We start from the raw sequence: 11,226 nt of genomic DNA, 5'->3' as shown, positions 1-11,226 counted from the left end.
GCAACCGAATCGAAAAGGCCCAGGACATCAGACGTGAGAACGGAGAGGGGCAGCAAGAGATATGCTAAGGCCATCTGCCTTCCGACAACTTCGCTTGATCGCTTTCCCATGTGATATAACGCCCACGTCAGCGCTGCATCACCGATAATGGCAGGGAGTTTTGCTACAAGGATTGTGTCTCCAAGGGTCTTCAGGAGAAATGCCTGAAAATAGGCGTGTAATGGCGGATAAAAAAAGTCCGCATCTACATACAACAATTTTCCTTCGATAAGGCCGTGAGCACCAACCAGGTGGTCGGTAATGTCGCTGCCGTGATGCCCTGATACGATGGCAATGAGAAGACGAAGTAAGTATAAGGCGATACATACGGCGATAAACACCGTATAATCATTCCAAGATTTTGCAATGACGCTTTTCGTTTTTGTCAGTATGTTGCCTTCATAGTTCATTATAACCATGCCCTGGTTCTGAAATATAGAATCTCTTGGCTGAAATCATTTCAAAATTATTCGAAAGCCAAGGATTTACCTCGATTTGAACAGAGTGTCTGCCGTTCTACCGAATAACCTTCAAATGCAAATCCAATCGCGATTTGGCTATACTCTGGTTGCCACCTCATGGATGAGCCCCTGGAATAACGAGAACGCCCTTCTTCACATAATCTCAGGATGAAAGATAATATATATTGTTAATTGCCATTCGGAAACCGTCTTAAACTCCGGTAAGCTCTAAAGATTGTCTGATCGATCCAGGATTTGAGGCTCTCCTGCAGAAATGCCATGATCTCTTCGTTCTGTAACCGAGGACATGGCATGGTGCGAGTAGGCACCGAATACCTCGGAGCCGACCATGTAGTAGGGTGCGGAGGTGGTCTCCTCCCCGACCAGCCGGTAACACAACCCGTCAGGTAGCCCGGTCTCCCCGAAGATTACAACGAGAACGATAGCACGCCCAATCTTGGCGAAATCGATATCTCCGCTGGCGGCAGGCGCCGGCGGGTCGGAATCGGCGCTGTCGAGGGGGTCGAACCTTGTCACGGCACCTGTTTTCGAAGCTGTCCGCAGGCGTCATCGTTCAGGTCTTCTAGTTTCAGGGCCGTGTTCATGACGCTGGTCTGGCCCGAAACAACGGTGACGAACTCCGATGGGGAGTGAATCCCTCTTTCGTGATCGTAACATTGCGGACGCCAGACGTGACGCCGGTCTTCGCGAATTCATCGGAACAGGGTGCCCGGTTGTCCTACCCGGCGCCCGAGCCCGTTAAGGGCCTGTAACACGACTGGAAATGAGTGTGTTACCCCCAGTGGCCCAAACCCCTTGTCCCCTGGCAGTAAATCTCCAACTCCCGGATCAGATAATCCCCATCTCCGACAACCTCGTCGGCAGGTACTCCTTCGTCACGAAGTCGAGCCCCCTGCTCGCGAACGCCTGCTGTTCCGACTTCAGCTTCATCTCGAGCTGCAGGTTGATCTGGCTCCTCCAGTAGTCGGTCGCAAACCTCGGATCGGTCAGTTCCGCTTTCAGGGCGCTGACGTCCTGCTCGGTGAGGTGGTCGGCGGGGAGGTTGTAGTCGGAGATGTCGGAGGGCTGCACGCCGATGAACTGCGCCTGGGGGGTCGCGAGAAGTTCCGACATATGCGCGCTCTTGATCGAGCCGTAGGCGACGCTCGCGTAGATCCGGTAGGACCAGGGGTCGCCGTCGGTGAAGACCACGATGGGGAGATTGAGCGAGTCGTTGAGCTTGCGCAGGACTCTCCGCGTCGAACGTGCCGGCTGCCCCTTGAGGTGGACCAGAACCGCCCCGTACTCCTCGTCGAACCCGTTCTCCATAAGACGGGCGTACATACCGCCGGTCTCGATGGCGATGACGAACTTTGCGTCGTGGTCGACGAATTCGAGGTTGTCGACGTTGTTCGGGATGGGGTAGCCGGCCTCCCCGACATCCTCCTGGCAGTGCATCTCCTTGACGCCCCGGCGGGTGGTCTCCCGGATCCGCAGAGGGCCGAAGATCGAGGCCCCGTCCTCCTCCGGCCGGAGATGGAACGCTTCACGCTGCACCTCGGTGATGATCTCGAGGTCTTCGATGAGATGGTTGCTCTCATCCTGAGCACCGAACTTCGCCTTCTTCCAGCCTTCCGAGATGTAATACAACTCTCTCAGGGTCGAGGACCGGTTCTCCACGAGCTGCTGCTTCAAAAACCCGATGAGGTAGGCCATCTTCAAGAGATGGACCGCCCCTTTCTCGTTCGTCGCCGCCCGGGTGCTCTCCCGCTCGCCGTATTTCCAGACCTCGCTCGCATCGTCGTACTCAATATTCCGCTTCGTCCGTGTCGGCAGCCGGATGAACGGCACGATGCCGTCCCGCATCTGGTCATACCAGGTGCGGGCGATACCGACGAGCCGCTCCTTTGCCAGTGCATCCATCTCTTCCCTAGACATCGAGATCCACCACCACTTTCCTGCCGTCCTCCACACCGCGCAGATCGACCGAACCGTCGCCCGCTCCCGTGTAGACGATCTGCCAGGCCTCACCGGGGTCGAGCGTGCACCGCCAGACCTTGTTGTACTCCCCGTCGATACTGTCCACGAAATCCGGCCGGGGCTTCGCGTCTTCCGCCGCATCGCGGGAGAGGTTGTAGAGGACGAGGGTGACTTCCTTCGCGGTGTAGTTGTTCACGTCGATACGGACCTTCCCGTCGACCGTCCGTTTCTTCGCGACGACCTTGCGCATGATCTTTCCCTCGATCGGAGAGGTGTCCACCAGAGGGAGTTCCACGATCTCGCTCACCTTTGCGGCGATCTCGGGAATGACCGAGCATATCGCCCGGGCCCGGTCGTCCTGCTGCTTCTTCTTGTCCCGCCGGTAGAGGTAGGTCTTGAGCTCCCGGCCGAGTTCCTGGAGGACGAGGACGACCTCCCGCTCGATCTCCGGGATGGACGCGACCGCGTCCTTGCTCTCGCTCGTGAAGGGAACGTTCGTGGACGCCACGTGGACCATGATCAGCACCGGCCCCATGGGAAGGCCCTGCTGCGAGAGCCCGTAGCTCTTCCAGTTCACCTGCGAGGCACAGCTCGTGATCGCGCAGGCGCCCTGCTGGTAGAGGAGCGGGACGCGGTTTGCGAACCGGAAGAGCTGGGCGGTGCCCTCGGCGGGAACCTTGCCGCCATAGCCGATCGCCGCCTCGATGATGAACGAGTGCCCGCCGTAGACGGTGCTCGGGCGGGTGCGGGCCTTGATGAAGTCGAGCTGGATCTCCTTCTCGAGCCCCTTGCAGATCAGGTCCTCGCCGATGGGGGAGAGGCACTGCTGCGCCGGCGGGGCCGGGACCTTCACGGCCTGCATGGCGTCGAGGAGACGTTTGAGTTCGTCCGACTCGAGTTTGTTCACCTTCCGGGAGGGCTTGAGCCCGGCGAGAGCGATCATCTCGTCCGCGGTCTTCTTCCCGACCTTGGAGAAACTGCCGATGAGGAACTCCTCGACGGTCCCGGTGTTCACGGCGGCGATCCTTTTCAAGGCGCCGAACTCGATCCCGTGCGGGTGGGGGAGGATGGGTTTCGGGCACGGCGGGACCTCGCCCGATACCCGCTCGAACGTCGTCACCTCGCCGTCGATATCGGCCGTTATCCGGGCGTGCGGGTTGACGATCGCCGTCAGGCGAAGGTAGTCCACCAGCCGCTTCTTCGCGGCGAGGGTGCTCTTGAACTGGATCTCGATCCGTGTCCCGTGCGTCCGGTCCCAGTCGATCTCCTCGTGGCTGACGATCTCCGGCTCGTTGGTCTCGGTCCTGATCATCAGTTCGAACCGGTGCGCCCTCGCCTTCGCCCCCGTCCGGGAGACGACCTGCGTCGGGATGCCGGTGGTGAGCTGCGCATACAGCACCGCCGCCGATATCCCGATACCCTGCTGCCCGCGGCTCTGCCGGATCTGGTGGAACCGGGAGCCGTAGAGGAGTTTCCCGAAGACCAGGGGGACGTTCTCCGGCACGATGCCGGGGCCGTTGTCCTCGACGGTTATGCGGTAGACCTCGTTGTCGACCTTTTTGATGCCGACGAAGATGTCGGGGAGCACCTCCGCCTCCTCGCAGGCGTCGAGCGCGTTGTCCACCGCTTCCTTGATGGTGGTGATGATGCCCCGCGTCGGGGAATCGAAACCGAGCAGGTGCTTGTTCTTCTCGAAGAACTCCGCGACGCTGATGCTCCGCTGCTGTTTGGCGAGGTCTTCAGCAAGCACCATGCCGTGCCACCTCGGCGATGGCCTCCTCAAGGCTCCTCTCCTGCTGCTCGCCGGAGTGGAGGTTCTTGAGGGTCACCGTGCCCGCCTCGACCTCGCGTTTCCCGAGAACCGCGGCGAAGTCCGCGGTCTTTGCGGCGTGGGAGACCTGGGCGCCCATCCCCCGCTGCATCAGGTCGGCCTCGGCCCGGACTCCTGCCTCCCGGAACGCCCGGGCGACCTCGAGCGCCCGCGCCCGTGCGTCAGGCGTGCAGACGACGCCGACGACGGGTTCGTGCGCGAGTTCGAAGTCCCCGATCGAGACCATGACCCGGTCGAACCCGATGGCAAACCCGCAGGATGCGACGTCGTCGCCGCCGAAGAGGTGGGCGAGCCGGTAGGTGCCGCCGCCGAGGATCTGGTTCTCCGCGCCGAGGTTCTTCGCGAACCCCTCAAAGACCATCCCGGTGTAGTAGTCGAGTCCCCGGGCTATCCCGAAGTCCGGCCGGTAGTCGATGTTCAGGGAGTCGAGGAGCGCGAACGTCTCCTCGATCCGCGCGCGTTCCGGGACGTCGCCCGCGACCTCAAAGACCTCGGAGACGGTGCGGCACTCTCCGAGTGCCGCGAGGGGCTCTGCAAGATGGGTGAGGTTCTTCTCGACAAGCGCCGCCTCGAGCCCTTTCTGGTCGTGCTTGTCGAGGTACGCCATGATCGCCCGCTGGTCGGCGGGATCGAGCCCGGAGAGGAGATGCTTCATCGGCGCGAGGTGGCCGACGTGGAGGTCGAAGGTGACCCCGGTCGACCGAAGGGTATCGTCGGCGAGCATGATCACCTCTGCATCGGCGCTCGCCGTGTCCGCACCGATCAGCTCGACCCCAAACTGCCAGAACTGCCGGTAGCGGCCTTTCTGGGGGCGTTCGTAGCGGAAACAGTCGGCGAAGTAGCACCAGCGGATCGGTTTCGGGAGCACCTTGCCCTCGTTGACGTACATCCGCAGCACCGCCGCGGTCACCTCCGGCCGGAGCGTCATCTTTCTCCCGCCCTTGTCCTCGAAGACGTACATCTCCTGGATGATCCCTTCGCCGGACTTCATCGTGAAGAGTTCGAGGTGCTCGAAGTCGGGCGTGCAGACCTCCCGGTAGCCCCACCGCCGGGCCGCTTCCCGCATCCGCTGCTCGATCAGCCGCCGCCGTTCCATCTCGTCGGGTAAAAAGTCCCGCGTTCCCCGTGGTTTTTGAAGCATTCGGTATTCTCCTGGATTAAAGTCTCTTGCGCGAACCCTTATCTTTTGTGCGCTCCGCACTGCCGAAGAACCGCTCGCGGGCGCCCTCGCCGTGCCAGACGTTCTCCCTCTCGACCCGCCCCTGGAGGTAGAGGGCCAGGAGAACCAGGCCGAGGCCGAGGTACTCCCACGCTTCGGCGTATGCGGTCACGAAAAAGCCCAGCAGGGCGAGCGCCGTGAAGGGAACCCCGAGGTATGCCGCCTTCCGATATCCGGGAAGACCGGTGCGGTAAAAGATCCGCAGGTCCCGGAGCCACAGGAAAGCGGTGACGGCAACGCCGAAGCCTGCGACGTAGGCAAGATAGGACATGAGATGAAGTAATATTATACTTCCACCCCTATTTTTGTTATCGAACTATGCTGCCGAATGCCACCATCAGGGACATCCTCCGGATGTATCGTAACGGCGAGGTATCTGAGGACGAGGCGGCGGGCGCGCTCGAAGGGCTCCGCATCGAGGTTCTCGACGGCATGGCCCGGATCGATGCCGGGAGAAGCGTGCGCTGCGGGATGCCCGAGGTGGTGCTCGCTGAGGGTAAGGAGCCGGAGGCGTTTGCCGGGATCATGCTCGCGCAGGTGAAGGCATCGGGGCGGTGCATCGCGACGAGGCTCTCGCCGGAGCACCTCGACGCCCTGCGCGCCCGGCTGCCGCCGGACGTCCGGATGGAGCACCGGGAGGCGGCACGAGGGGTCATCCTCTCGACGGATAACGAGCCCGCGCCCCGGCGGGGAACCGTCGCCATCCTCACGGCAGGGACGTCCGACATCCCCGTCGCCGAAGAGGCGAGGCTGATTGCCGAGGAGATGGGATGCGAGGTCAGGACGGCCTACGACGTCGGGGTGGCGGGGATCCACCGCCTCTTCTCGGCGCTCAAAGACCTGATCCCGGCCGACGTCTTCATCGTGGCCGCCGGGCGGGAAGGAACGCTCCCCGCGATCGTCGCGGGGCTCGTCGACCGCCCGGTGATCGGCGTTCCCGTGAGCACCGGCTACGGCTACATGGGCGGCGGCGAGGCGGCGCTTGCGAGCATGCTCCAGTCGTGCTCGGTGCTTGCGGTGGTGAACATCGACGCCGGGTTCACGGCAGGCGCGTTTGCCGCGCAGGTCGCGCACGGAGGTAGCCGGGAATGAGCCGCGGGTTCTACATCGGGCGGTTCCAGCCCTACCACAACGGGCACCAGTCGGTGCTGGAGCGGATAGCCTGCACGGCCGACGAGATCGTCATCGGGGTTGGGAGCGCCCAGGTCTCCCATACCGTGGCGAACCCCTTCACGGCAGGCGAACGGGTGCTGATGCTGACCCGGTCGCTCGAAGATCTCGACTGCCCGTTCTACGTCATCCCCATCGAGGACGTCCAGCGCAACGCCCTCTGGGTCGCCCACGTCCGTTCGATGACCCCGCCGTTCGATACGGTCTACTCGTCGAACCCTCTCGTCATGCAGCTCTTCGCCGAGGCCGGGGTCGACGTCCAGTCGCCCGATATGTATGAGCGGCTGACGCACTCCGGAACCGTCATCCGGCAACGGATGCTCGGCGGCGAACCCTGGGAGCATCTGGTTCCCCCCGCCGTGGTGGATGTCATCCGCGAGATCCACGGCGTGGAACGGCTGCAGCGGATCGCGGGGAGCGACTGACGGGCGGAACCCTGATGGGTATGCCCGTCCTAATCGGATGAATCATGTTCAAGCAACTGCGAGACCTTTTCCGGCGAACCGAACCGGAGGAAGAGAGCCTGAAACTCTCGTTCGACGGCCTTCCCGCGTGGCTCGATGCCCGTGAAGAGGAGATCGGGCACGAACTTTTCGGTGCGACGGCTCCGCCGCGCGAGGCGATCTGCGGCACCCTCGAGCGCCTCCGCGAGGCGGTCGGCCGGATGGAGACGGCCGAAGGCGACGGCGAGGTTCACCCCCGGCTCCGCGATATCTCCAGAAAGGCGCTTCCGGGGTTCACGAAGTCTATGGCGCAGATCCTCTCCCGCGAGCCAACCGGTGACCCCGAGGCGTTCTACGCGACCGCCGCCGAGATGCTGAAGGGCTCGCTCAAGGCGCTGAAGGGGCAGGGGAAGTACCTCTCCTCCGTCTACCCGGACGAGATGAAGGAGGTGCGCGCAGCCGTCAAAGATCTGGGCCGGGAGGTGAACACGATGAACGAGCCCCTCGCCCGGGCGCGTGACGGCCGCCGGCAGGTGGGAGACGTGCGGGAGTCGCATGCGTCCCTCGCCCGGATCCGCGAGGAGTATGCCGCCGCCGACGGGCAGGTCCGGGAATACGGGGCGGCGCTCGCGGTGGCGGAGAGTGAGATCCACAAGACGGAAGAGGATCTCGCTGCCCTCAAACGGCACCCGGACTACGCCCGCAAGCAGGAGATCGAGGAGAAGATCCGGGCACTCGATGCCGTGGACGAGGAGGCCGGACGGGAGATGGCGACTCTCCGGACCACCGCCGCCCACGTCTTCCGCAAGGCAGGGAAGGTGGCCGAGAAGGCAGGGGACAGCGCGGCTGCCGCGTCAATCGACCGTGCGCTCGACGCGTATACGGATGACGGGGATGACCCGGTCGGCCCGACCGAAGCGGCTATGCCGGTCGTTCTCGCCATGATCCGGCGGGAGGATCTCCCCCTCAAGAACCAGGACGAGGTCCGCCTCTTCTCCGACGCCGAAACCCTGCCTGCCGCGATGAAGCAGGCGCTGGAGAAGCAGCGGGACGTCCGGGTGAAGCGGGCGGCAGAGCAGGAGGCCCTAGCCGCGCTCCCGGTGGTGGTCGAGGAGCAGCGTCTTGCGACCGCGCTCCCGGGGCTGCGCCGGGAGTCCGAGGCGAAGGCTGCCGCGAAGGCCCGGGCGGAGAGCCAGCGGGAGATGCTGCAGACCTCGTATGCTGCCGAAACCGAGAAGATCCGGTCGCGCACGGCTGCTCTCGCCGGACGGGATGCGGAGGTCGAGATACCCGTTCTTCCGTCCCCCTGATCGGCGAGGCGCCCTTGCCACGGGAGGGGAAACCCTGTTTACCCCCTGCGCGTAATTATGGTACAAGGACGGTCGATGACGAATACCACCACAACACCCGGAACAGAGTCACGCCTCTGGATAGCGGTTCCTGCGGTCTCGTTTTTGGGAATCGGGATCGAGCTGCTGCTCGCATCCGTCGGCTTTCCCTATGCCCTCTGGGCAGGTGTCGCAGGATGCGTGATCGCCTCGTGCATCCTCTGCTACCAGGCCTACCAAAAACCCCGGCGGGATCTCGTCTCGCTCTTCACGCCGCTTTTCGCGTTTCTCATCCTGGTCATACCAAATGAGATTAGTTCGGGCGGCGTACTCGTGCAGACGATCTTTGCGGCAACGATCACCTTCCTTGCAGTCCGGGTAGAAAAAGTGTTTAACGCGCCGAAACTACAGGAGATGACAATGAAGCAGATGTTAAACGAATATATCGGCAGGATTGAACCGCTCCTCGCCGTTATCGACGAGGAGACCGGCCATCTGGTCGCACAGTCGCTGTTGACATATAAGTTCGGGCTGTATGCGAATGCAATGGAGAAGAGCACGGAGGCGCTTGCCCGGCTCGATGCGATCACCCCGCGCCCCGGAGCGCTGGAGCGCGCGCTCCTGATCCTCCGGGAGCGTGCCGGCGGTTTCGCCAAGTCCCGGGTGACGGCGAACCCGGAGCATGTCTTCACCGAGGAGGACTACGACGATCTTGCAATCCAGCTCCGCCCGGATCTGGTCGAAGATCCGGCTGTGCTCGACCTCGACAACGCACTGATCCTGCTCTATGCCGTCGGTATCGAGACCTCCCCCGAAGATGAGCTGCCGCTGGAGGAGCACCAGCGGTTCATCATCCAGATCCTGGAATCGTATAAAGAAAAGCTGACTGCATGAGCGAACTGACCGAGGGCGACCTCTTCCGGGGTCTTATAACAATAGCGGCGCCTATCGTCGCCGGGAACGTGCTGCAGAGCGGCCTCGAACTGGTCGACCTTTTCTTCGTCGGCCGGCTTGGATCGGAGGCTATCGCGGGTGTCGCCATGAGCACCTCCATCGTCATGGTGCTCATGACGATCATCATCGGCATCGTCACCGCGAACACCGCCTTCGTCTCGCGCTACTACGGGGCGAAGAACTACGATATGGTAGCGAAGGGCGTCTCGCACACCCTCATCCTCGGGCTCGTATTCTCGATTCTCCTCAGTGTCGTGGGTATCCTCTACGCTGAGGATATGCTCCTTCTCCTCGGCGCCGAACCGAACGTTGCACTGCTCGGGGCTTCCTACCTGACGGTCCTCTTTACCGGTAGCGTGACGCTGGTCGAGCTCTGGGTGATCAACTCCTCGTTTCAGAGCTGCGGCGACGCCACGACGCCGATGCTCCTCGTGGTTCTCGCGAATATCCTCAATATCGCCCTCGACCCGCTCCTGATCTTCGGCTACGGGGTAGTCCCCGCCTGCGGTGTCGCCGGGGCGGCATACGCCACCATCATATCCCGGAGCGTGGCGTTCGCCATAGCGTTTGCCCTCCTGCTCTCGGGAAGGTCGCCGATCCCCTTCTCGTTCCGGACGAAGTTCGAGTTCTCGCTCGCGTGGAGGCTTATTCGGGTCGCCGTCCCGAACTCCGTTCAGTCCGGGCTCAGGAGCGTGACGTTCCTTGCGATGATGGCGATCGTGGCGGTCTTCGGCACGGCGGCCCTCTCCGCCTACGGCATTGTCGGCCGACTGGAACTCGTCGCGCTCATGCCGGGGTTCGGGATCGCGACCGCAACCGCCGTGATCGTCGGCCAGAACCTCGGCGCGAAGAAACCTGAACGGGCGGAGGCGGGCGTGAGGCTCTCCGCGCTCATGAACGGCGGGTTCATGGCGCTCATGGGAGCGATCTTCTACCTCGCCGCGCCCGCGATCGTCGAGGTCTTCGACCCGAGCGGTGCGAGCACGGAGATCGGCGTCTCCTACCTGCAGACGGTCGCACCGTTCTACGTCTTCATCGCCGTCGCGATCATCCTCGGGTTCGCGCTCAATGGGGCGGGGGACACGAAGAAGCCCATGTACGCCACGCTCTTCTCCATGGTCCTTTTTCAGGTCCCGCTCGCCTGCATCCTTCCAGGTCTCCTCGGGATCGGGATTGCCGGTGTCTGGCTCGCGGTGATCTGCGGGATGATCTTGCAGATGGGTATGCTCTTTGCGATGTACCGGCATGGGGGCTGGAAGTCGACGGTGATATGAGGGGGGAGAACACCCTTGGGTGCTCTTAAGGATGGGAGAGTTTCACGTCTGCGTAGCTCGCACCTAGGAATGCTCAAATTCCGGTTCTGCGAACCGTCGCACAGCGAAGCCTGACAACTTCTCGGATCCCTGTCGTTCCGACGGTCGTCACTCGCACCTGAGGGGGCTCATGCTCCGGAAGTCCTATTCATCAGACTCACAGGTCAGTCGCAATTCGAGACGCTCATATCCTGTACACGGATTTCCACTGAATATCGCCATTGGGGAGTGCGACTGGCCGTAGGGTGCGACGTTCCAACGGAACGGAGCTGGAGCACCGTCAGGTGCGGGGCGGGAGCATGAGCACCGCTAGGTGCGAGGGGCTGACGGGGAGTGCGATGGGCGGAACGCCCGGAGCTCGACCACCGTCAGGTGGGGAGGGGGAGTATTCCCCCCTCCCCTGTCCCCACCCCCCTCCGTGGCGATATCCCCACAGTCCACTGTACAGAATCTTGCCACGTTCATACCCGTTCCGGCAATCGCCCAAA

General features: G+C 62.7%; 10 protein-coding genes. 5 read left to right on the top strand and 5 right to left on the bottom strand.

The window, feature by feature from the left end:
* The 5 genes from EI28_RS01470 to EI28_RS01445 all read right to left on the bottom strand — a co-directional run.
* Positions 1-449 (bottom strand): hypothetical protein (locus tag EI28_RS01470; RefSeq protein ID WP_155937205.1); only part of this gene is annotated, 449 nt, incomplete at its 3' end.
* 900 nt (positions 450-1,349) lie between these two features.
* Positions 1,350-2,438, bottom strand: a complete 1,089-nt coding sequence (locus EI28_RS01460; protein ID WP_048112068.1) for a DNA topoisomerase IV subunit A — start codon at positions 2,436-2,438, stop codon at positions 1,350-1,352.
* Positions 2,431-4,233, bottom strand: a complete 1,803-nt coding sequence (locus EI28_RS01455) for a DNA topoisomerase VI subunit B (protein WP_048112066.1) — start codon at positions 4,231-4,233, stop codon at positions 2,431-2,433. The genes EI28_RS01460 and EI28_RS01455 overlap by 8 nt, the downstream gene beginning before the upstream one ends.
* A complete protein-coding gene (gene hisS / locus EI28_RS01450) occupies positions 4,220-5,452 on the bottom strand; it encodes a histidine--tRNA ligase (RefSeq protein ID WP_048112064.1) in 1,233 nt (410 codons plus the stop codon). Before hisS ends, EI28_RS01455 begins: the two co-directional genes overlap by 14 nt.
* Positions 5,453-5,468: 16 nt before the next feature.
* Positions 5,469-5,801: a hypothetical protein gene (locus EI28_RS01445; protein ID WP_048112062.1), complete on the bottom strand. Its 333-nt coding sequence runs from the start codon at positions 5,799-5,801 to the stop codon at positions 5,469-5,471.
* 47 nt (positions 5,802-5,848) lie between these two features.
* Here EI28_RS01445 and larB point away from each other — a divergent pair, with 47 nt between their 5' ends.
* The 5 genes from larB to EI28_RS01420 are packed head-to-tail and all read left to right on the top strand — an operon-like array spanning position 5,849 to position 10,699.
* Positions 5,849-6,622, top strand: coding sequence for a nickel pincer cofactor biosynthesis protein LarB (gene larB, locus EI28_RS01440; RefSeq protein ID WP_048112059.1), 774 nt, complete (start codon positions 5,849-5,851; stop codon positions 6,620-6,622).
* Positions 6,619-7,125 carry a nicotinamide-nucleotide adenylyltransferase gene (locus tag EI28_RS01435; RefSeq protein ID WP_048112057.1) on the top strand — a complete coding sequence of 169 codons (507 nt, stop codon included), beginning with the start codon at positions 6,619-6,621 and terminating at the stop codon, positions 7,123-7,125. The genes larB and EI28_RS01435 overlap by 4 nt, the downstream gene beginning before the upstream one ends.
* 44 nt (positions 7,126-7,169) lie before the next feature.
* Positions 7,170-8,453, top strand: coding sequence for a hypothetical protein (locus EI28_RS01430; protein ID WP_048112055.1), 1,284 nt, complete (start codon positions 7,170-7,172; stop codon positions 8,451-8,453).
* Positions 8,454-8,510: 57 nt separating this feature from the next.
* Positions 8,511-9,365, top strand: a complete 855-nt coding sequence (locus tag EI28_RS01425; protein ID WP_231476524.1) for a hypothetical protein — start codon at positions 8,511-8,513, stop codon at positions 9,363-9,365.
* Entirely contained in the window at positions 9,362-10,699 is a 1,338-nt protein-coding gene (locus EI28_RS01420) for an MATE family efflux transporter (RefSeq protein WP_048112051.1), read from the top strand. The genes EI28_RS01425 and EI28_RS01420 overlap by 4 nt, the downstream gene beginning before the upstream one ends.
* Positions 10,700-11,226 lie beyond the last annotated feature (527 nt).

The organism is Methanoculleus sp. MH98A (genome assembly GCF_000691865.1).
GTDB lineage: Archaea > Halobacteriota > Methanomicrobia > Methanomicrobiales > Methanoculleaceae > Methanoculleus.
The sequence above is the reverse complement of the archived record's forward strand: the minus strand, read 5'-3'. Positions and strand labels throughout refer to the sequence as shown.

Excerpts from the sequence above, each read along its gene's own strand:
- EI28_RS01460 (WP_048112068.1), bottom strand. The coding sequence starts at position 2,438 with ATGTCTAGGGAAGAGATGGATGCACTGGCAAAGGAGCGGCTCGTCGGT.
- EI28_RS01455 (WP_048112066.1), bottom strand. The coding sequence starts at position 4,233 with ATGGTGCTTGCTGAAGACCTCGCCAAACAGCAGCGGAGCATCAGCGTC.
- hisS (WP_048112064.1), bottom strand. The coding sequence starts at position 5,452 with ATGCTTCAAAAACCACGGGGAACGCGGGACTTTTTACCCGACGAGATG.
- EI28_RS01445 (WP_048112062.1), bottom strand. The coding sequence starts at position 5,801 with ATGTCCTATCTTGCCTACGTCGCAGGCTTCGGCGTTGCCGTCACCGCT.
- larB (WP_048112059.1), top strand. The coding sequence starts at position 5,849 with ATGCTGCCGAATGCCACCATCAGGGACATCCTCCGGATGTATCGTAAC.
- EI28_RS01435 (WP_048112057.1), top strand. The coding sequence starts at position 6,619 with ATGAGCCGCGGGTTCTACATCGGGCGGTTCCAGCCCTACCACAACGGG.
- EI28_RS01430 (WP_048112055.1), top strand. The coding sequence starts at position 7,170 with ATGTTCAAGCAACTGCGAGACCTTTTCCGGCGAACCGAACCGGAGGAA.
- EI28_RS01425 (WP_231476524.1), top strand. The coding sequence starts at position 8,511 with ATGGTACAAGGACGGTCGATGACGAATACCACCACAACACCCGGAACA.
- EI28_RS01420 (WP_048112051.1), top strand. The coding sequence starts at position 9,362 with ATGAGCGAACTGACCGAGGGCGACCTCTTCCGGGGTCTTATAACAATA.